This is a genomic window from Pseudomonas sp. Leaf127, assembly GCF_001423155.1.
Taxonomy (GTDB): Bacteria; Pseudomonadota; Gammaproteobacteria; order Pseudomonadales; family Pseudomonadaceae; genus Aquipseudomonas; species Aquipseudomonas ovata.
In genome coordinates this window covers 139,748-158,419 of sequence record NZ_LMOA01000024.1, presented here as the reverse complement: position 1 = coordinate 158,419, position 18,672 = coordinate 139,748, and the positions used below count along the sequence as shown (strand labels likewise).

Here is an 18,672-nt window from a genome sequence, read left to right as displayed (position 1 = left end):
GGTATCAGGACAGTGTGTCGGCCTGAATCGCGGTCAGCGCAATGGTGTGCACGATGTCGTCGACCTGTGCGCCGCGTGGCAGGTCGTTTACCGGCTTGCGCAGGCCCTGCAGCATCGGCCCCAGGGTGACGCAGTCGGCACTGCGTTGCACCGCCTTGTAGGTGGTGTTGCCGGTGTTCAGGTCGGGGAACACGAACACCGTGGCGCGGCCGGCCACCTGGCTGTCGGGAGCCAGTTGCCGGGCGTCATTCTCGTTGGCGGCTGCATCGTACTGCAGCGGTCCGTCGATCAGCAGGCCACGGCGTGCCTCGCGTGCCAGCTGGGTGGCTTCGCGCACCTTTTCCACTTCTTCATCGCTGTGGTCGGCATGGCTGCTGGAGTAGCTGATCATGGCCACCCGGGGGGCGATGCCGAAGGCCTGCGCGGAGTCGGCGCTCTGCAGGGCGATTTCCGCCAGTGCCTGCGCATCGGGGTGCGGGTTCATGATGCAATCGCCGTAGATCAGCACCTGCTCGGGGAACAGCATGAAAAACACCGATGACACCAGTTGGCAACCGGGTGCGGTCTTGATCAGTTGCAGGGCCGGGCGAATGGTATTGGCCGTGGAGTGCACCAGGCCCGAGACCAGGCCATCGACTTCATCAAGCGCCAGCATCATGGTGCCGATCACCACCGGGTCTTCCAGTTGCTGCTCGGCCATCGGCGCATTGAGGCTCTTGCTCTTGCGCAACTCGACCATGGGCGCGACGTAGCGTTCGCGCACCAGGTCGGGGTCGATGATCTCCAGGCCCGGTGGCAGGACAATGTCCTGTGCCTTGGCCACCGCATGAACCTCTTCGGGCCGGGCCAGCAAGACACAGCGGGCAATGCCGCGTGCCTGGCAGATGGCGGCGGCCTGGATGATCAGCGGTTCGCTGCCTTCGGGCAGCACGATGCGTTTGTTGGCGGCCTGGGCGCGCTGGATCAGTTGGTAGCGGAAGACCGCGGGTGAAAGGCGCAGCTCGCGGGGGGTGCCGCAGCGCTGGTGCAGCCAGTCGGCATCCAGGTGCCCGGCCACGAAGTCGGTGATGATCTGCGCCCGCTCGCGGTCGTCGACCGGAATTTCCTTGTTGAGTTGATTGAGGCGGTTGGCGGTGTCGTAGGTGCCGGTGGTGACCGCCATGACCGGCAGGCCGGCCTGCAGGGCGCCCTTGCACAGCTCCATGATGCGCGGGTCCGGCACGATTTCGCTGGTCAGCAGCAGGCCGGCCAGGGGCACGCCGTTCATGCTCGCCAGGCTCACGGCCAGGATGATGTCGTCGCGGTCACCCGGCGTCACCACCAGCACCCCGGGCTTGAGCAGGTGCACGGTGTTCACCACGGTGCGCGCACAGATGATGATCTTCGACATGCGCCGTTGTTCGTAATCGCCGGCGTTGAGTACCTCGGCCCCCAGCAGCTCGGCCACATCGCGGGTGCGCGGGGCGTTGAGGTCGGCCTGGTAGGGAATGCAGCCCAGCAGGCGGAAGTCGCCGCTGCGCAGCAAGGGCGAATGCTCTTTGAGGCGCGCGGCGAAGTTCTGCATGCTTTCATCGGTGCGCACCTTGTTGAGGATCACTCCCAGCACCTTGGGGTCCTTGGGACCGCCAAACATTTGTGCCTGCAGCTCGACGCGTCCTGACAGCTCGGTCAGCACTTCGTTTTCCGGCGCCGACACCAGGATGACCTCGGCATCCAGGCTTTTGGCCAGGTGCAGATTGACCCGTGCCGCGTAGCTGGCGCTGCGCGTGGGCACCATGCCTTCGACGATCAGCACGTCCTTGCCCACCGCCGCTTCCTGGTAAAGGCTGATGATTTCTTCGAGCAACTCGTCAAGCTGGCCGTCGCCCAGCATGCGTTCGACATGGGCCAGGGCCAGTGGTTTGGGCGGCTTGAGTCCGTGGGTGCGGGCGATCAGCTCGGTCGAGCGCTCAGGACCGGTATCGCCCGGATGGGGCTGGGCGATGGGCTTGAAAAAACCGACCTTGAGGCCTGCGTGTTCCAGGGTGCGGACCAGGCCAAGGCTGATGGAGGTCAGGCCCACACCAAAATCTGTGGGCGCAATGAAAAAAGTCTGCATGCGGGCTTCCGAAATGAGCAGTGCAAGGGTCGGCATGGTGCGGCTACAGCGCCTGGCCACCGGCTGACCGTTGAAAACAGGGCGCTGTCTGTGGCAGCGCCTCAACTGCGCTCAAGACTATCGCTATCGATGCCCTTTGCGCACCATCCGCAATCAAAGGGCTGGCCAATTTTTTTCAGGCGCAGCTCAGGGTCCAGCACCCAGGCGCGCGATTGCCAGGGCGGCTGGTGGCGCAGGTGCTGGGTGTGGCCACAGGCCAGGACGGCGACCCAGTGGCCGTCCTCATCCTGGCGCCAGCCGATCAGGGTTGTCGCATGCACAGGGGCCACCGGTCGGTGTTGCGTTCGCTTTCGGGCGATGGCTTGGTTAGACTTGCCCATTCATTCATATCAAGCAAAGGTTTTGCCCTCATGCCTATCGCTGCCAAAAAGGCTGTCTCCATCGACTATACCCTGACCAACGATGCTGGTGAGGTCATCGACAGCTCGTCCGGCGGCGCGCCGCTGGTGTACCTGCACGGTGCCGGCAACATCATCCCGGGTCTGGAAAAGGCGCTGGAGGGCAAGGACATCGGCGATGAGCTGAACGTTTCCATCGAGCCTGAAGATGCCTACGGCGAGTACTCCGCCGAACTGGTCAGCACCCTGAGCCGCAGCATGTTCGAAGGCGTCGACGAGCTCGAAGTCGGCATGCAGTTCCACGCCTCCGGCCCTGATGGCAGCATGCAGATCGTGACCATCCGCGATCTGGACGGCGACGATGTCACCATTGACGGCAACCATCCCCTGGCCGGCCAGCGCCTGACCTTCCAGGTCAAGGTCGTGGCGATCCGTGAAGCCAGCGAAGAAGAAATTGCCCATGGCCACGTCCATGGCGAAGGTGGCCATCACCATTGATTTGTGTCCGGCAGCGATCCGCTGCTAGGCTCGAATAACCGCCAGGGCGTCCAGGCGAGTCTGCGTAATGCGCAGCTTGTCGGGCGCCTTTTTTTGCGGCCATGGTCTGAAGGGGGTGAGACATGAGTGCTTTTCACGGCATTAAGCTGAACGGGCTGGATGGCAAGGAACTGCCATTGGCGCCGCTCAAGGACAAAGTGGTGCTGGTGGTCAACGTTGCATCCAAATGCGGCCTGACACCCCAGTACGCAGCACTTGAAAGCCTGTACAAGCAGTACAAGGACCGAGGGTTCAGTATTCTGGGGCTACCCTGCAATCAGTTTGCAGGCCAGGAACCGGGCAGTGAGCAGGAGATCCAGTCGTTCTGCGAGCTCAATTACGGCGTGACTTTCCCGCTGGGCGAAAAACTCGACGTCAATGGCCCGCATCGTCACAAGCTCTATGTGCAACTGGCCGGCGAGGGGGCCGAGTTTCCCGGCGATATCACCTGGAATTTCGAAAAATTCCTGATAGGTCGCAATGGTGCCGTCATCCACCGGTTTTCGCCGCGTACCACCCCGGATGATCCGGCCATCATTGCGGCGATCGAAAAGGCGCTGGGCTGATAACCGGTGCTGTACCGGGTTGGTTGTTTTCAGGCGGGCACACCGCGTACAGCTGCCGCTCGAACTGCTCGATGATGCTGTTCCAGCCCTGGCGGCTGGCGTGTTGCCTGGCATTGAGCCGCACCCGGCGCAGGGTTTCGCTGTCCTCGAGCAGCCAGCGGGCGGCATCGATGAACGCCTCTTCATCACCGGGCATGGCCAGCGCACCGTTGTGGCCATGACGGATGTGCTGCCCGGCGGCGGCTTCGTCGTAGGCCACCACCGCCAGCCCTGACGCCAGTGCTTCAAGTACCACGTTGCCAAAGGTTTCGGTCAGGCTGGGAAACAGAAACAGGTCGCCTGAGGCGTAATGGGTCGCCAGCACCTCGCCGCGCTGTATCCCGCAAAAGATCGCCTCGGGCAACTGCGCCTGCAATGTGGCCCGCTGGGGCCCGTCGCCCACCACGATCAATTTCAGACGATGCTGCGGGTAGCTGTCGCTCAACGCTTCGAAGCTGCTTTTAAGCAGTCCCAGATTCTTTTCCGATGCCAGCCGGCCAACATGCAGCACGGCGATTTCATCCGCGTGCAGCCCCCAGTGTTCACGCAAGGCCTGGGAGCGTTTTGACGGCGTGAACAACTGGCTGTCCACCCCTCGCGACAACAGCTCGACGCGCTCGAAGCCGCGGCGCTCCAGTTCCAGTTTCTGACTGACACTGGGCACCAGCGTGGTCCGCGAACGATTGTGAAACCAGCGCAGGTAATGGGTCAGCAGACGCGTCACGAAGCCCATGCCGTACTGCTGGCTGTATTGCGGGAAGTTGGTATGAAAGCCACTGATGACCGCAATCCCCAGCCGCCGCGCCGCCCGCAATGCCGACAGTCCCAAGGGCCCCTCGGTGGCGATGTACAACACATCGGGCCGGCGTCGCTGCCAGCGTCGCAGCAACTTGTGCATCGACGCCTGGCCCCATTGCAGGCCCGGATACCCGGGGATCGGCCAGCCACGGCACAGCATCAGATCCTGCGGCGCCTCGGGCGCCGGCTCATTGCCCTGGCGCGGACGAATCAACTCCACCGTATGCCCGCGCAGCCGTAACCCATCGCACAACCGCCCCAGCGTGTTGGCGACGCCATTGATCTCGGGGCCATAGGTTTCAGTGATCAGGGTGACATGCAGGAATGTGCTCATGAAAACCAGTGTCGGCAGGAAGGGTTGCGGTTGCGTGGCGGTTTTGTGATGGGTTTGTGACGCAGAGGGGCGTTGGCGCAACAGGTTACTTTGATAGGCGGCATGACGGGTGGAGGTGCATGGCGTGCACGTTAAACATCATGCCGGTCTGAGCAAGGGACAAACGCTTTGTTACTTCCAATGAAGGTTGATTGTCTCAAGCGCGGCAGGTGCAGGCACAAAGTCCGGCGCCTGCACGGCTGACGTTCGTTGTTCAGCGCTCATGGTGGGAATGAACACTTCCCCGCGCTGTAACTGCAAAGGTGCCAATGTGGCCGCTGCAGGTTGGGGGGCAACGGCAGGTTCGGTTGTGTTCAGGTTTCTCAGGATCTGGCTGAAACCGGCTGCACGGGAAATGGGGGCAGCTTCAAGAGCGGCGGGGAGGCGAGAAGCGGGGGCAGGCAGAGTGGTGATATTCATGGCATTGCGCTCTGGTTTGTTTCTACTGCAAGAGCAAGCGAGATGCCAATAATTGAAATCAGGCCTGGGTTGACCGTCAAGGCCCGTAATGGCTGGGGTGAGAAACTTATTCTTCTGGCCGGCTTTCCGCGCGTTAAATACGATAAAAGGCAACGTGTTACCGGTTGAGGAAATCGATGGCCGGTGCGCATTTAAAATGAATAAAGCATGTTTCTTTTATGTTTGTAGGAGATTTCTTTAAACTCTGCTTTTCATGGCAATTAGTTGTCAAGTGTGCGGGGTAAAGATAGAAAGTCTTTCCCCGCTTTATTAACATTCAACCCCGCACGCCCGCCACTTCTTGCGCGCCTCGCTCGCGCACCCAGAACAGCGTGGCCCCGGCCACCGCCGCCGGCATCATGAAGATATTGACGAAGGGCACCAGCAATGCGGCATACACGCAACCGCCGAAGCTCAGGCTGGCCCAGCGCTTGCTGCGCAGCCAGGCGAGCATGTCCTGCCAGCTCATCTTGTGGTTGTCGGCCGGGTAGTCGATGTACTGGATCGCCATCATCCACACCCCGAACAACAGCCAGAGCGGTGCGGCGATGATATTGACCACCGGGATGAACGACAGGATGAACAGGGCGATCATCCGCGGCAGCATGTAGCCCAGCTTGCGCAGTTCACGCGACAGGGTACGCGGGATCATGGCCAGCAGTTCGGCCCAACTGAACGGTGGCGAGTCGTCGATGCCACGCACCACCGCTTCGACTTTTTCGGACAGAAAACCGTTGAACGGCGCAGCAATGATGTTGGCCAGCATCGTGAAGGTGAAGAACACCATCAGCAGCACCAGCACCACGAACAGCGGCCAGAGGATATAGCTGAGAAAGCTCAGCCAGTGCGGCAGGGTCGGCATGAAGGTGTCGACCCACATACTGAACTGGTGCAGCGACAGATAGACCAGGCCGCTGAACAGCAGCAGGTTGATGCTCAGGGGCAACAGCACGAACAGGCGCAGGCCCGGACGCATGATCAATTGCAAGCCTTGAACCAGGTATTGCGGGCCGGTGAGGGCAGGTGCGGGCATTATGCTCTCCGAAAGGTGCAGACCGTTTGACCTTACCGGCTTTGGCAGTGCGGTAAAAGGGGTACACACATGACCCTGACCACTCGTTGATAGCCATTCGCGATTGCTGCGCGCCTGGCGTAAAATGATGCTTCGGCGTTTTGTGCATAGGCGAAGTCTATGAGGTGGATTGTGAAACGAAATTTCCTTAATCTTCGCCACCCCGATAGGCTAGCGATCACTTTCCTCTCCTAGCCTTCCCACTTCTGATTTGGAGCCCATCATGAGCGTACTGGTCAACAAGCAAGCCCCTGATTTCGATGCCGCCGCTGTTCTGGGTGACGGTTCGATCGTCGACAGCTTTACCCTGTCTTCGCTGCGCGGCAAATACGTCGTGCTGTTCTTCTGGCCGCTGGACTTCACCTTTGTCTGCCCGTCGGAAATCATTGCTCACAACAACCGCATCGCCAAGTTCCGCGAGCTGGGTGTTGAAGTGGTCGGCGTGTCCATCGACTCGCAGTTCACCCACCACGCCTGGCGCAGCACGCCGGTCGAGAAGGGCGGCATCGGCGAAGTCGAATTCACCATGGTTGCCGACGTCAAGCACGAGATCACTCGCGCCTATGGCATCGAGCACGACGCCGGCGTGGCCCTGCGTGCCTCGTTCCTGATCGACAAGGCCGGTGTGGTTCAGCACCAGGTGGTCAACAACCTGCCACTGGGTCGTGATGTCGACGAGATGGTCCGTCTGGTCGAAGCGCTGCAGTTCACCGAAGAGCACGGCGAAGTCTGCCCTGCCGGCTGGCGTCCGGGCCAGAAAGGCATGAAGGCCGACGCCCAGGGCGTCGCCGACTACCTGGCCTCCAACGCCACCGCCTTGTAAGGCCTGCGGCTGCGGTAACGACCGCAGCCGCCCCATTTTGCGATCCGCGCACAGGCTGCGCGGGTCCATCCCGCTAAACCGTTGCGACGTCGGCGTAAATGGCCGGTCGCCAGGAGTGTGTCATGTCTGATGTACGTCATTCCCGAGTGATTATTCTCGGCTCCGGCCCTGCCGGCTACAGTGCGGCGGTCTACGCTGCCCGCGCCAACCTCAAGCCGCTGCTGATCACCGGCATGCAGGCAGGCGGTCAATTGACCACCACCACCGAAGTCGACAACTGGCCGGGCGACCCCCATGGCCTGACCGGTCCTGCTTTGATGGAGCGCATGCGCGAGCACGCCGAGCGTTTCGAGACTGAAATCGTCTTCGACCACATCAACTCCGTGGACCTGGCCGGCAAGCCGTTCAGCCTCAAGGGCGACAGCGCGACCTACACCTGTGACGCGCTGATCATCGCCACCGGTGCCAGCGCCCGTTACCTGGGCCTGCCCTCGGAAGAGGCGTTCATGGGCAAGGGCGTTTCGGCGTGCGCTACCTGTGACGGTTTCTTCTACCGCAACAAGCCGGTCGCCGTGGTTGGCGGTGGCAACACCGCAGTGGAAGAGGCACTGTACCTGGCCAACATCGCCAGCAAGGTGACCCTGGTGCACCGCCGCGAGACCTTCCGCGCCGAGAAGATCCTGATCGACAAGCTGCATGCCCGCGTGGCCGAAGGCAAGATCGAACTCAAGCTCAATGCCACGCTCGATGAAGTGCTGGGCGACAACATGGGCGTGACCGGCGCGCGCCTGAAGAACAACGATGGCAGCAGCGACGAGCTGAAAGTCGACGGCGTGTTCATCGCCATCGGCCACACCCCGAACACCACGCTGTTCGAAGGCCAACTGGCGCTCAAGGACGGCTACATGGTCGTGCAGGGTGGCCGTGAAGGCAACGCCACCGCCACCAGCGTGGACGGCGTGTTCGCCGCCGGCGACGTGGCCGACCACGTCTACCGCCAGGCCATCACCTCGGCCGGCGCCGGTTGCATGGCGGCCCTGGACGTCGAGCGTTACCTGGACGGCCTGGCCAACGCCTCGTTCTGATAGCGTTCCATGCCCAACAAAAAACCGGCCTCGGCCGGTTTTTTGTTGGGTCAGGCTTGGCGTTTACACGCGCACCAGCGGCTCAGCCTCGAATTTCACGCCGGCCAGGCCATGCTTGATCAAGGCACGAATGTTGGCGTGGTCATGGCCTTCAGGCGTGGCCTGAACCGAGCGGTAGTGCTCGCCGAAGGCCAGCAGCGCTTCTTCGTCGCTCAGGCCTTCAAGCAGGGCCAGGCCCAGGGTCTTGCACGAGCCTTCGTTCTGGCCGGCGGCGTTATCCACCTCACCGTTGCGAAAGGCTTGCGGTTGGTACGCATACCCCTGGGCAATAAAGGCCAGGGTATCGGCAAAGGCGTGTTGGCCACTGCGCAGGCTGGCGCGCAGGGTGGTCAGGTCAGTCATGCTTGGGTTCCTTGAAGGCGGCCAGTTGCTCGGCGCTGGCTTCTTTCTGGTAGAGCGATTTCCACTCGTTGTAGGGCATGCCGTAGACGACTTCGCGGGCGTCGTCGAGGCTGACGTCGATCTGGCGCTCGTCGGCGGCGGCCTTGTACCACTTCGACAAGCAATTGCGGCAGAAGCCGGACAGGTTCATCAGGTCGATGTTCTGCACGTCCTTGCGGCTGTCCAGGTGCGCAACCAGTCGGCGAAAAGCGGCAGCTTCAAGTTCCAGGCGTTGTTGGTCGGTCATCTCAAATGCTCGCTCGATGCGTTGGGGCTTGCCATGATAAAGCGGTTCAACGCTGGGCGGCGAGGGTGATCGACACCGACTCGGCGAAGCGCAAGGCATGCGGCTTGTCGACTTCGACCTCGGCGTAGGTCACCGCCGTGTGGCTCATGACCAGGTCGAGCACTTCCTGGGTCAGGCGTTCCAGCAGCGCGAAGCGATTGCCTTCGACATGCTGGATGATGGCCTTGGTGATGGTGCGGTAGTTCAGGGCGTGATCGATGTCGTTATCGCGCACCGCCTCTTGGGCGGCATAGCAGATCGTCAGGTTGATCAGCACATCCTGCTTGTTGAGGATCTCGTCTTCATTGATGCCGATAAACGTGCGCAGGCGCAGGTCCTTGACCCGAATGCGCGCAGTACCTGGTTCAAGCTTGGCCATTAACCCTTGCTCCGTCCGATCAGTTGCAGAAATTCCATGCGCGTGGTGCTCGATTCACGGAACGCGCCCAGCATCACCGAGGTGTTCATGGTCGAATTCTGCTTTTCGACACCGCGCATCATCATGCACATGTGCTTGGCTTCGATGACCACCGCCACGCCGGCGGCCTGGGTCACGCCCTGGATGGCCTCGGCGATCTGCCGGGTCAGGTTCTCCTGGATCTGCAGGCGGCGGGCAAACATGTCGACCACCCGGGCGATCTTCGACAGCCCCAGCACCTTGCCGGTCGGAATATAGGCCACATGCGCCTTGCCAATGAACGGCAACAGGTGATGCTCGCACAGCGAATACAATTCGATGTCCTGGACGATCACCATCTCGTCGCTGTCGGAGGAGAACAGGGCGCCGTTGACGATTTCATCAAGGCTCTGCTTATAGCCGTGACACAGGTATTGCATGGCCTTGGCAGCGCGCTTGGGGGTGTCCAGCAGACCTTCGCGCTCTGGATCTTCACCCAGACCCACGAGAATGTCTCGGTATTGCTGTGGCAGGGATTCGCTCATTATCGGGATCCTCGGGGGCGGCCTACTTGAGATGCCGTCCACCGTTTACGGTCAGGGTTGTGCCGGTCACATAAGGTGTGTCGAGCAGGTAGCGCAGGCTCTGGTAGATCACCTCGGCACCGGGCTCGATCCCCAGTGCCGACTTGGCCAGGGTCTTGGCGCGGTACGCCGCGTCGTCGTCGGGTTGGAACATCAGCAGGGCCGGGGCGATGCCATTGACCTTGATGCGCGGCGCCAGGCGCGCAGCGAACGACAGGGTCAGGCTTTCCAGGCCGGCCTTGCTGGCGCAATAGGCGGTGTGTTTGCTGCTGCCCTTGCGGATCACGTCATCGCTGATATGCACAATGTCGGCAACCTGGCTGCGTTGCAGCAGTTCGGCACCGTGCAGGTTGATCAAATAGGGCGCCAGCATGTGGATACTGAACATCCGGGTAAAGACTTCTGCTTCATGGCCCGGGGTCTCCGCCAACCATTCAGAGGCGTTGTGCACGATGGCGCGCAGGCAGTCAGTGTGCGCTTTCAATTGGTCGATAAATGCCATGATCCCGGCTTCGCTGGCAAAGTCGGCAGGCAGGGCGATGGCGCCCGCCGCGCGCAGTTGTTCAACGCCAGGGCGCAGGGTGCGGTAACTGATGATCACCGGCTGGCCTTCTTCGAGCAGGCGCTGCGCACAGTGCAGGCCGACGCGCTGGCTGGCGCCGGTGATCAGGATCGGTGCAGGGCTGGAGGCCATCGACAGTTCACGAATTCAATCAGGCGGGAAAATGGGAACAGCTTCCTGATACGTGCAGGAAGTCGGCAATCAGTGGCAAAGTTATACCAATGCCGAACGCTGTACAACCTTGGCACCGCGTGTCGAGCGAGGGGCCGAGATCTGTTGCCGGTATCGGATCCGATACCGGCCAGATGAGCGCTGTCAGCGTGGAGAGGCTGGCTCGGTACGATTGCGCGGCAGGGAGGGCGTGGCGTTCAGCCAGGGTGCCAGCAGGCGGGTCGACAGCGGGATGAACAGGTACACCATCAACGGGGTGAGAATCAGCGTACTGAACATGATGCGGGGCATCAGCTCCAGTTGGCTGAGGAGCGGCCCCAGGATGAAATTGAACAGCAGCGACACCGGAAAGAACGCCAGCCAGATGGCCACCGCCTGCTTCCAGCGTGGCGGACGTGAACCGGCCGCGCCAAACCAGCCGGCAATGCCGCTGGCACGATGCTCCGAGGGTTGGTCGAACAGGCCATTGCCACGCACCAACCAGGCGCGTCGTGAAGCCGAATGCTCCCAGGCGTGCAAGGTGTGCGCATCGGCAAAGCGGAAAATCATCTGGAATTCGTTATCGCCAGGCGGTGGGGCCAATACACCCGAGCCCAGATAACCGGGAAAGTCGGTGGCAAGGCGTTCGCCTTCATGCAGCCAGGCAAGGAGTTCCTGATAGCGGCCGTGGGCAACACGGCGGGCCACCAGCAAGGTGACAGGAGCGGTAGACATTGTGTATCTCCATGGCGGTATGAGGCTCCCGGGTAGGGAACTCATCAGGCACGGCGCCGGGGTGGTGGCAACGTGTCAGCTTCGGACAGGAAGCAAGCAAGGATTATTCCTGAAATCCTGCAACAAGCCATGAAAATTTAAATGCCCGGCCAGAAACAGCCTGTATCAACCCACTAGCGTATGCACGGCCGGGTGCAGCCGGCGATGTTCGCCCAGCATGTACTGGCGCAGGCGCTCGCTGTCTTCGGGGTATTTTTCACTGAGGTGATAGGCCGCCATGCCTTTTTCGGTCATGCGTTCAAGGCGCCCGCGCATGGCGATGGGTGGATGGCCTGCCGGATTGAACCAGGCCGAGAAGTGCCGTGGCGGGTTGCCCTTGCGGCGGTACTCGATCAGGACGCCCTTGAACGACACCTCATGCACCCACAGGGCGGTCAGCACACCCTCGTCGGTTTCCAGCGGAATCGGCGTGGGCAGCACCAGGCGCCAGGGACGAATCTGCGGGCCTTCTTCATAGATGCTGGGCGTGCCGACCTGCAAACGCTGGGCATGAAACTCATCCTCCACCATTTGCAGTGGAAAGCTGATTTTCTGATTGTTGAACCGGGCCTGGATCGTCACCTGTTCACTGGCCGCCAGCCGGGCCAGCAGGTCCTGGATCTGGATGCCGCCGTTGACGACCAGGTTGCGTGTCGAGTCGCGCACGTTCAACTGGGGGTTACGCTGCATGCCCAGAATGAAATCCAGTTCGTCCTGGGTCAGAATTGTTTCAGGCTGCATGATGAAACCCGGATCGATCCGTAAGATGGGAAAGAGACCACGAAATGACGATCATGTTAGAACCGTTGGTCATTTTGTCACGGCGATTTTTCAAGACATGCGCTTCGGCCCAGGGGGCGCGATGTACAGGCATGTGCACCGCTGCCGTGGCGGATCATCCTGTTGCACGAGCCGGTCAGGCGAATGGTGCATAATATGCCTCAATTTTTAGCCTGGCACGGGAATCCTCAATGAAAATCGCCATCCTTTCCGGCACTGTCTTTGGCTCGGCAGAAGATGTCGCCCGGCATGCCGGCGCGCTGCTGCGCAAGGCCGGTCACGACGTGTTATTCAACACGCGCCTGACCCAGGCCGAGCTGCTGGCTTTCGAGCCCCAGGCGTTGCTGGCGGTGACGTCGACCACCGGCATGGGCGAGCTGCCCGATAATCTGCAGCCGCTGTACTACCAGTTGCGCGACACCCTGCCGGCCGCGCTGCGCGGTTTGCCCGGCGGCGTGATCGCCCTGGGCGACTCCAGTTACGACGACACTTTCTGCGGCGGCGGCGCGCTGATGCGCGAACTGTTCGGCGAACTCGGCATAAACGAAGTGCAGGCCATGCTGCGCCTGGACGCCAGCGAGAGCGTCACCCCGGACACCGACGCCGAGCCCTGGCTGGCCGGGTTCATCGCCGCGCTCGGCTGAGGCTGACCGAATCAGGGCCTGCGCACCCGGCCCTGGGTTTTCATTTTCATGAACAGGTAGTCGAACAGGGTGAGCAGGCGGGGCCTGGCGGGTTTGCCGCCGATCAGGCCTTCGAAGGGGTTGCTGGAGGCTTTTGGTTCGGTCGTATTTTCGGGTGTTTTCTCGATCTGTTCCGGGATACCGGTGACAGGGTTCATGACATAGCCTGCGGCTTTGCCGGTGGCGGTAATCGTCCAGACGCCTTGCCGGTTAATGAGCACAGGCTCCTCACGTGGCTGAAGCCTTATCGTCTCGCAAGCGTGGACGATCTTGTCTGTGACTTTGGGGTCTCGGGTATAGGTTTTGAAGCGCGTGTCGAGCGCGTAGTCTTCGCCAGTGTCGGCGGAGAATTTCATTACCATGGCTTCAAGAAAGCCGGGGTCACCGCTATAGCTGTAGGGACGAAAGCCCGGATCAAGAGTGAAGCGCACAAATCCCTTGTCCAGCAACGTGCTGTTAATCGCCGTGCCGCCCAATACGCGCTGGGCAGTGGTGGCATGGGCTGCGGTGAAGGTAACGCTTAATTGTCGGCCCTCACCATCGTACCTGTGACCATCATTCATGTTACGCAGAACACTGCCATTGTCATGCCTGCGATAAACAGCAATATCCCTGGCCAGGTCGTCGACATACCTTAAGTCTGCACCTTGTACCTGAGCGTAAGCGTATACATGAGAAATCAGACGACGATCCAGTAAGGTAAGAAAATCGACGTCCGGATGACTGATGTTTTCCAGAAGATAACCGTCCGCCTTATCGCGCACCGGACCTTCGTGTGCGTCGTACAGACGTGAGACCAAGAGGTCATGGCCCGCCTGATTCATGTCATCTGTAAGAAGGCTTGTTCGATGCGGGGTGTTCGCTATCTGGAGCGCCTGCCAGGCCGCCCGGCGTTCATTGACCGTAAAGGTATTGTTGGCATCAAAGGCAATCAGAGTCAGTTGATCCACTGGCATGGCTTTGAATGGGTTGCTGTCCAGACCATTACTGAAATCAGTGGCCTGTCTGGCACGGGCTAGCAAACCGATATCTTGAGTGGCAGGTTGCTCTGCGTCATGCCGGGCCTTGTTGGCTTGATAGCGGTCGCCTGTGAGTTGTTCCAGTAATGCAGCCCGCTCATCGAGGCTCAACGCTGTGTCACGGACGGCGGCGCGAGTAGAGGCCTTGCTCATTTGAAGTGCTGTGGCAGAGAGTGATTCTTGAGGGGCAGGAACGTTTTTTTCTGTGCCGGAAGGACTGGCGACAGGAGGACGTGTGACCTGTGAGAGACCAGGGGCAGGCAGAGTATTGCGGTTGGTAATAATCATGGATTTTTCATCCGCGTTATTGAATGCTTCCAGGAACCTGAAGGATTCATGTAGGCCCAAAGGCACTCCCATCTTGGTATGAGCAAGGAGTGCCCGGCGTCATTGATAAGCAATACGGAGCGAGATCATGTCGTTGCCAGCAGGGCTGATGGTTTGTCGATCCCCCTGAATTTTATGGATAATCTGGACAGTCGACTCATGGCCAAACCGTAATGAATTGAATTTGCTGGATGTTCCTGCTGCGCCCGGGAGTGCATCGTCACAGATTTTTACTTGGCCTCTTCCTTCCCCATAGGGGTAATAGCACACCTCTAGTTGTTCAGTAACGTTCGCGTAAGGGTAGCGTGTAGCGTTCCAGCTTAGCTGCTCAAGCTTCATAGGGGCAGCCGATAGCGTTCTTGGCAAGTCTGCGAACTTCACCCGGAAATAAGAAGCTGCGCTGTCATGATTGACGAGTCGAATCGTTCTCGGCGCAGAGACTTCGTCGATAGTAATTTCCTGCCCATGGCTATAGGCAGATACCAGAATGAGTGCGGTGCAGAGTAAAGCTTTCATGATGTATTCCTTTTTTGTTTTTGGCTTTTTTCGCAAAGCGACGGGCCTGGTTTCAATCCATGACACTGATGTGTCTACGCATTGGAAAACTTTAAGCATACTCTTGGTGACTTTGCTGTAGGTCTTGAGCTGAAAGTTATGTAGGATTATTCAAAGGGGCTTCTGGGCGTGAGCTACTGTTGTTATGTCGAAAAATTTCGATGCTGTACCTCTTTGTGTTAAAAAATCTTAAGGGCATTCGGTCAGGTTTGTTGTAGTCCCTACTCCGTAAGTGGTATGGGAATCTTCTGTTTGTTCATGGGTTTTGAACGGGTCATCATCGTAGCGCTTGGCTGATGCCGACTGAATCAAGGCCTGCGCACCCGGCCGTGGGTTTTCATTTTCATGAACAGGTAGTCGAACAGGGTGAGCAGGCGGGGCCTGGCAGGTTTGCCGCCGATCAGTCCTTCGAAGGGGTTGCTGGGGATTTTGGGTTTGGCGGGTGTTTCGACGGCGCTTTCGATCTTTTCCGGAATGCCGGTCACTCGGTTCAATACATAGCCTTCAGCCTTGCCGGTGGCGGTGATTGTCCAGACGCCCTCTTTATTGATCAGCGCAGGCTCCCCTCGTGGCTGGAATCTTATTGTCTCGCAGGCGTGCACGACCTTGTCCTTGATTTTGGGGTCTCGGGTGTAAGTCTTGAAACGACTGTCAAGTACGTGCTCTTCGCCGTCTGTGCCGGAGAACTTGAGGATCATCTGCTCCAGAAAGCCCGGATCGCCCCCATTGTGGTAAGGCCAGATACTCGGGTCGAGGTTATAGCGTACAAACCCCTTGTCCAGCAGCGTGACGTTGATCGCAGCGCCTCCCAGCACGCGCTGGGCGATGGCAGCATTGGGGGCGGTAAAGCTGAAGCTCAATTGGCGACCCTGTTCATCATAGCTGTGCCCTCCATTGCTGTTGGCCAGGACACGCCCATCGTCATGCCGGCGATAGTCGGCAAGATCCCAGGCCAGATCATCCACGTACTTCAAGTGCGCACCTTGTTCCTGGGCATAGGCATACATGTGGGAAAGCAGGTAGCGATCCTGGCGTGTCAGAAAATCAACGTCGGGAACACTGATGGTTTCTCTGAGCAGGCCATGGGTCTTGTCGCGCTCGGGTCCTTCATGCCCGTAGAACAGGCGTGAGACCAGCACATCATGACCCTGCTGATGCTTGCGGGTCGTGAGATTTTCTCGAGGCAGCGTGTCGTTGGGCTCAAGGGCCTGCCAGGCCGCCCTGCGCTCGTTGACGGTAAAGGTGCTGCTGTCGTCATGGGCAATCAGCTTCAATTGATCCGGTGCCATGTTCTTGAACGGATTGACGGCCAGTCCGTTACTGAAGTCGGTGGCCTGCCTCGCACGGGCCAGCAGGCCACTGTCCTGTGTGTCAGGTTGCTCGGCATCATGCAGGGTCTTGCGGGATTGATAGGCCGCGCCTGTGAGTGGCCGTAATGTCGCAGTGATTCGCGAGTTCCGTTCATCAAGTGTTGCCGTCTTGTCACGTTCAGCCGCACGAACGGCGGCTTCGCTCAGTTGCTGAGCCGTAGCAGAGAAGTTTTCGGTGACCACGGGTGTTGTGGTGTGAGGCAGCAGGGATGTTTTCGCACTCGCGTCTGGCGATACGGCGGGCAAAGAAGAAACGACAGGCAAGGTAGAGCCAGAGGTGATAAGCATAGAGTTTCTTCATCCTTTAATTGGATCTTCAGGAAGACTGATCGAACAAGCAGAATGCCGTGATATCCAGGGCACTCCGATGGCTCGGGAGTGCCCTGTGTTATCAATAACTGAAACGGATGGTTTTCCAGCTGATGTTTTCAACTTTCATGGGGGGCGACAGCGGCACCACTGGCAAGTCCGAGAATTTTACATGGAAATAGGGGGCTGCATTGTCATGGTTGACGAGCCTGATGGTTCTGGGTGCAGAGGATTTTTCAAACATGGACTCTCCCGCATAACTGCAAGCAGAAGCCAGAATGAGTGCGGTGCAAAGCAAGGTTTTCATGATCTATTCCTTTTTGTTCGGGATGGCCTTTTACGCGCAGCGTAAGGCCTGGGTTTCAAAAGGCGACACCAAGGTTCGGCGTATTAATAAACCTTTAAGCATGTCTGAAAGTTTTTGTTGTAGGGGCTGCGCTGAAAAGTGTGTAGGAATATTCTTTGCGGATGATAAGTGTGCGCTATTTGGCTTTTTAAGCGGCGTGGTGGGCTGTCTGGTCTCTATACGAAGTGGGCGTAAGCCGGGCAATTAATTGTTGTTCAGGGTGGGGTGTGTAGGTGTTTTCTTTTTGTTTTGTAGGTTTCGTATGGTTTTTGGTTTCGCCATTAATTAGTTCGAAGAATCTCCGATAGTCCTGATTGCCATCCGCGTATTCATCAGGAGTCATCACCATGTCAAAACCCCTCTGGGGCGATCTTCCGCCCGTGCTTATCAAATCATCCTCAGTCAAGAAAAGCCCCGTCATGCCCTCCAGCGGACAAGCTCTGCAAGTGCTCAGTGAAGTAGGCGAAAACGCCATTGCGCTCAATGCGCAGGCCATGGAAAAGCTGAACATGAAGCCCCTGTTCAAGGGTTTCAATCCCGAGCACATCACGCCCCGGGATCTCAGCCGGGCAGGGATGCTGTTGTACAAGTCCGGCTTCATCGACAATCTCACCGCCGATCTCATGAGCCGCACCGGCGCCGAGTTCGACCCGAGCGGCAAGGTCATCAATGCCGATGAGCCGATCAATGCACTGGAGTTTCTCGCCAACCAGATCGTGGTCATGAAAGAGAAGGGGTTATGGGGCGACGCGTATGCGCAGACATTGATGCCTGATTACGTGCGCGCTATCCATGTCATCCAGAACCTGCAGGTCTTCGCCCAGTCTGGCGACAGTTATGAAATGCAGAAGGCCAGGATGGCCCAGAGAAACGGCACCGCCTAGCGGGTGCCTCAGTGCAGCGCACGGCTGCCGGGTAACTGGCTCAGCCGGGCACTCAGCCGCAGGCGCTGCAACGGGTCGTCGCTCAGCAGCAGGGCGTGTTCGAGGTCGAAGCGTTCGGCCTGGGGACAGTCGAGGGTCTGGTACAGGCTGGCGCGGGCCATGTGGTCGCTGCTGGTGGCTTCGCCGAGTTCGACGATGCGGTTGGCGTCCTTGAGCGCCGAGAGAAAGTCGTCGTTGATCTGGTGCAGATGACGCAGGTTGCGCGACATGCGCTGCAGCAGGCTCAAGGGGCTGGCGCGCTGCATGTGTTCGACGCGCAAGGTCATGTCGGGGCCGTACTGGCGCACCAGCAGTTCACGGCAGTCCCTGGGGTACAGGCGCCGGCCGCTGCAGGGGTCCAGTACATGATCGGCGCCGGGCACGCGCAAGAGGAAATGGCCCGGAAAATTCACCCCCTCCATGGGAATGTCCAGGCGCCTGGCAAGTTCCATGGCCACCAGCGCCAGGCCCAGCGGCTGGCCGCGACGGCGCTGGACGATCTTGTGCAACAGGGCTGATTCGGGCCTGGGCGGGTTCCACTCATCCTGCTGAAAGCCCAGGCTGCTCAGTTCACGCAGCAATGGCTGGGCCAGTTCGGTGACCGGCAGCACGGGCAACCGGGCGTTGATCTGGCGGTGCAGCCGGTCCATGTCTTCATGGATGTGCGGTGGGCTGAAGCTGGAATCGTGCTCGGCACCGATCCATAGCGCGGCTTCGAATACAGCCATTGGCGTGCGTTGCGCACAGGCCAGGCATTGTTGACGTGGAGTCATGATTTGCCCCCGCTCTTTCCCTGTTCAAACCACTGTCAAGTCGACACGCTCATGTTGTAGCCCTCTGGCCGGGTTTCGTCCAGCGCTGGCCGTATCGGCATGTGTACAGCTCTGTTCAAGCCACATACACGTCAGCCAGGCCGGG

The 18,672-nt window shown here is 59.6% G+C and carries 22 protein-coding genes and 1 pseudogene; 6 read left to right on the top strand and 17 right to left on the bottom strand.

Going from position 1 to position 18,672, the window contains the following annotated elements:
* Positions 1-4: 4 nt before the first annotated feature.
* A complete protein-coding gene (gene pta, locus ASF84_RS25430; RefSeq protein ID WP_056841802.1) occupies positions 5-2,098 on the bottom strand; it encodes a phosphate acetyltransferase in 2,094 nt (697 codons plus the stop codon).
* 101 nt (positions 2,099-2,199) lie between these two features.
* Positions 2,200-2,495: pseudogene (locus ASF84_RS25425) on the bottom strand (DUF3565 domain-containing protein).
* Positions 2,496-2,508: 13 nt separating this feature from the next.
* Between ASF84_RS25425 and ASF84_RS25420 the strand changes: the two are divergent.
* A complete protein-coding gene (locus tag ASF84_RS25420; protein ID WP_056841666.1) occupies positions 2,509-2,994 on the top strand; it encodes an FKBP-type peptidyl-prolyl cis-trans isomerase in 486 nt (161 codons plus the stop codon).
* Between the two features lie 122 nt (positions 2,995-3,116).
* On the top strand, positions 3,117-3,599 hold the full coding sequence (locus tag ASF84_RS25415) for a glutathione peroxidase (protein ID WP_056841665.1): 483 nt from the start codon (positions 3,117-3,119) through the stop codon (positions 3,597-3,599).
* Here the strand turns inward: ASF84_RS25415 and ASF84_RS25410 are convergent.
* From ASF84_RS25410 to cysZ, 3 genes are all read right to left on the bottom strand, one after another.
* Positions 3,568-4,770, bottom strand: coding sequence for a glycosyltransferase family 4 protein (locus ASF84_RS25410; protein WP_056841664.1), 1,203 nt, complete (start codon positions 4,768-4,770; stop codon positions 3,568-3,570). The genes ASF84_RS25415 and ASF84_RS25410 overlap by 32 nt on opposite strands.
* A 171-nt stretch (positions 4,771-4,941) precedes the next feature.
* Positions 4,942-5,229 (bottom strand): hypothetical protein, encoded by a 288-nt coding sequence (locus ASF84_RS29330; protein WP_156684395.1) that lies wholly within the window; start codon positions 5,227-5,229, stop codon positions 4,942-4,944.
* A 316-nt stretch (positions 5,230-5,545) separates the two neighbouring features.
* Positions 5,546-6,301: a sulfate transporter CysZ gene (gene cysZ, locus ASF84_RS25405; protein ID WP_056841663.1), complete on the bottom strand. Its 756-nt coding sequence runs from the start codon at positions 6,299-6,301 to the stop codon at positions 5,546-5,548.
* Positions 6,302-6,563: 262 nt separating this feature from the next.
* On the opposite strand from cysZ, the gene ASF84_RS25400 reads away from it, so the two are divergent.
* On the top strand, positions 6,564-7,163 hold the full coding sequence (locus tag ASF84_RS25400; RefSeq protein ID WP_056841662.1) for a peroxiredoxin: 600 nt from the start codon (positions 6,564-6,566) through the stop codon (positions 7,161-7,163).
* Positions 7,164-7,285: 122 nt separating this feature from the next.
* Entirely contained in the window at positions 7,286-8,248 is a 963-nt protein-coding gene (trxB, locus tag ASF84_RS25395; protein ID WP_056841661.1) for a thioredoxin-disulfide reductase, read from the top strand.
* Positions 8,249-8,311: 63 nt separating this feature from the next.
* Here the strand turns inward: trxB and ASF84_RS25390 are convergent, their stop codons facing one another.
* The 7 genes from ASF84_RS25390 to ASF84_RS25360 all read right to left on the bottom strand — a co-directional run bounded on the left by ASF84_RS25390 (position 8,312) and on the right by ASF84_RS25360 (position 12,183).
* Positions 8,312-8,650 (bottom strand): HopJ type III effector protein, encoded by a 339-nt coding sequence (locus tag ASF84_RS25390; protein WP_056841660.1) that lies wholly within the window; start codon positions 8,648-8,650, stop codon positions 8,312-8,314.
* Complete coding sequence (locus ASF84_RS25385; RefSeq protein WP_056841659.1) at positions 8,643-8,936, bottom strand: DUF1244 domain-containing protein; 294 nt, start codon at positions 8,934-8,936, stop codon at positions 8,643-8,645. The genes ASF84_RS25390 and ASF84_RS25385 overlap by 8 nt, the downstream gene beginning before the upstream one ends.
* A 46-nt stretch (positions 8,937-8,982) precedes the next feature.
* Positions 8,983-9,354 (bottom strand): dihydroneopterin triphosphate 2'-epimerase, encoded by a 372-nt coding sequence (folX, locus tag ASF84_RS25380; RefSeq protein WP_056841658.1) that lies wholly within the window; start codon positions 9,352-9,354, stop codon positions 8,983-8,985.
* The gene (folE, locus tag ASF84_RS25375) at positions 9,354-9,917 is read right to left on the bottom strand and encodes a GTP cyclohydrolase I FolE (RefSeq protein ID WP_056841657.1); all 564 of its coding nucleotides are present in this window, start codon (positions 9,915-9,917) and stop codon (positions 9,354-9,356) included. The genes folX and folE overlap by 1 nt, the downstream gene beginning before the upstream one ends.
* A 22-nt stretch (positions 9,918-9,939) precedes the next feature.
* Positions 9,940-10,650 (bottom strand): dihydromonapterin reductase, encoded by a 711-nt coding sequence (folM, locus tag ASF84_RS25370; RefSeq protein ID WP_056841656.1) that lies wholly within the window; start codon positions 10,648-10,650, stop codon positions 9,940-9,942.
* Between the two features lie 183 nt (positions 10,651-10,833).
* Complete coding sequence (locus ASF84_RS25365) at positions 10,834-11,403, bottom strand: hypothetical protein (RefSeq protein WP_056841655.1); 570 nt, start codon at positions 11,401-11,403, stop codon at positions 10,834-10,836.
* Between the two features lie 165 nt (positions 11,404-11,568).
* Positions 11,569-12,183: a hypothetical protein gene (locus ASF84_RS25360; protein ID WP_056841654.1), complete on the bottom strand. Its 615-nt coding sequence runs from the start codon at positions 12,181-12,183 to the stop codon at positions 11,569-11,571.
* 230 nt (positions 12,184-12,413) lie between these two features.
* On the opposite strand from ASF84_RS25360, the gene ASF84_RS25355 reads away from it, so the two are divergent.
* Complete coding sequence (locus ASF84_RS25355) at positions 12,414-12,866, top strand: flavodoxin (protein WP_056841653.1); 453 nt, start codon at positions 12,414-12,416, stop codon at positions 12,864-12,866.
* 11 nt (positions 12,867-12,877) lie between these two features.
* On the opposite strand, the gene ASF84_RS25350 is transcribed toward ASF84_RS25355, so the two are convergent.
* The 4 genes from ASF84_RS25350 to ASF84_RS25335 form a co-directional block, all read right to left on the bottom strand.
* On the bottom strand, positions 12,878-14,212 hold the full coding sequence (locus ASF84_RS25350) for a hypothetical protein (protein ID WP_156684393.1): 1,335 nt from the start codon (positions 14,210-14,212) through the stop codon (positions 12,878-12,880).
* Positions 14,213-14,311: 99 nt separating this feature from the next.
* A complete protein-coding gene (locus ASF84_RS25345; RefSeq protein ID WP_056841651.1) occupies positions 14,312-14,767 on the bottom strand; it encodes a hypothetical protein in 456 nt (151 codons plus the stop codon).
* Positions 14,768-15,114: 347 nt separating this feature from the next.
* Positions 15,115-16,359: a hypothetical protein gene (locus ASF84_RS25340; RefSeq protein ID WP_056841650.1), complete on the bottom strand. Its 1,245-nt coding sequence runs from the start codon at positions 16,357-16,359 to the stop codon at positions 15,115-15,117.
* A gap of 208 nt (positions 16,360-16,567) precedes the next feature.
* Positions 16,568-16,792, bottom strand: a complete 225-nt coding sequence (locus ASF84_RS25335) for a hypothetical protein (protein WP_056841649.1) — start codon at positions 16,790-16,792, stop codon at positions 16,568-16,570.
* A gap of 386 nt (positions 16,793-17,178) precedes the next feature.
* Between ASF84_RS25335 and ASF84_RS25330 the strand changes: the two genes are divergently transcribed.
* Positions 17,179-17,715, top strand: a complete 537-nt coding sequence (locus ASF84_RS25330; RefSeq protein ID WP_056841648.1) for a hypothetical protein — start codon at positions 17,179-17,181, stop codon at positions 17,713-17,715.
* A gap of 8 nt (positions 17,716-17,723) precedes the next feature.
* On the opposite strand, the gene ASF84_RS25325 is transcribed toward ASF84_RS25330, so the two are convergent.
* Entirely contained in the window at positions 17,724-18,527 is an 804-nt protein-coding gene (locus ASF84_RS25325) for a SirB1 family protein (RefSeq protein ID WP_056841647.1), read from the bottom strand.
* Positions 18,528-18,672: the final 145 nt, after the last annotated feature.

Bases quoted from the DNA above. Each gene is read 5' to 3' on its own strand.
- ASF84_RS25420 (WP_056841666.1), top strand. From the start codon at position 2,509: ATGCCTATCGCTGCCAAAAAGGCTGTCTCCATCGACTATACCCTGACC.
- ASF84_RS25350 (WP_156684393.1), bottom strand. From the start codon at position 14,212: ATGATTATTACCAACCGCAATACTCTGCCTGCCCCTGGTCTCTCACAG.
- ASF84_RS29330 (WP_156684395.1), bottom strand. From the start codon at position 5,229: ATGAATATCACCACTCTGCCTGCCCCCGCTTCTCGCCTCCCCGCCGCT.
- ASF84_RS25400 (WP_056841662.1), top strand. From the start codon at position 6,564: ATGAGCGTACTGGTCAACAAGCAAGCCCCTGATTTCGATGCCGCCGCT.
- ASF84_RS25390 (WP_056841660.1), bottom strand. From the start codon at position 8,650: ATGACTGACCTGACCACCCTGCGCGCCAGCCTGCGCAGTGGCCAACAC.
- ASF84_RS25345 (WP_056841651.1), bottom strand. From the start codon at position 14,767: ATGAAAGCTTTACTCTGCACCGCACTCATTCTGGTATCTGCCTATAGC.
- ASF84_RS25335 (WP_056841649.1), bottom strand. From the start codon at position 16,792: ATGAAAACCTTGCTTTGCACCGCACTCATTCTGGCTTCTGCTTGCAGT.
- ASF84_RS25330 (WP_056841648.1), top strand. From the start codon at position 17,179: ATGTCAAAACCCCTCTGGGGCGATCTTCCGCCCGTGCTTATCAAATCA.
- ASF84_RS25365 (WP_056841655.1), bottom strand. From the start codon at position 11,403: ATGTCTACCGCTCCTGTCACCTTGCTGGTGGCCCGCCGTGTTGCCCAC.
- ASF84_RS25360 (WP_056841654.1), bottom strand. From the start codon at position 12,183: ATGCAGCCTGAAACAATTCTGACCCAGGACGAACTGGATTTCATTCTG.
- cysZ (WP_056841663.1), bottom strand. From the start codon at position 6,301: ATGCCCGCACCTGCCCTCACCGGCCCGCAATACCTGGTTCAAGGCTTG.
- trxB (WP_056841661.1), top strand. From the start codon at position 7,286: ATGTCTGATGTACGTCATTCCCGAGTGATTATTCTCGGCTCCGGCCCT.
- ASF84_RS25325 (WP_056841647.1), bottom strand. From the start codon at position 18,527: ATGACTCCACGTCAACAATGCCTGGCCTGTGCGCAACGCACGCCAATG.
- folX (WP_056841658.1), bottom strand. From the start codon at position 9,354: ATGGCCAAGCTTGAACCAGGTACTGCGCGCATTCGGGTCAAGGACCTG.
- folE (WP_056841657.1), bottom strand. From the start codon at position 9,917: ATGAGCGAATCCCTGCCACAGCAATACCGAGACATTCTCGTGGGTCTG.
- folM (WP_056841656.1), bottom strand. From the start codon at position 10,650: ATGGCCTCCAGCCCTGCACCGATCCTGATCACCGGCGCCAGCCAGCGC.
- ASF84_RS25410 (WP_056841664.1), bottom strand. From the start codon at position 4,770: ATGAGCACATTCCTGCATGTCACCCTGATCACTGAAACCTATGGCCCC.
- ASF84_RS25355 (WP_056841653.1), top strand. From the start codon at position 12,414: ATGAAAATCGCCATCCTTTCCGGCACTGTCTTTGGCTCGGCAGAAGAT.
- ASF84_RS25415 (WP_056841665.1), top strand. From the start codon at position 3,117: ATGAGTGCTTTTCACGGCATTAAGCTGAACGGGCTGGATGGCAAGGAA.
- pta (WP_056841802.1), bottom strand. From the start codon at position 2,098: ATGCAGACTTTTTTCATTGCGCCCACAGATTTTGGTGTGGGCCTGACC.
- ASF84_RS25385 (WP_056841659.1), bottom strand. From the start codon at position 8,936: ATGACCGACCAACAACGCCTGGAACTTGAAGCTGCCGCTTTTCGCCGA.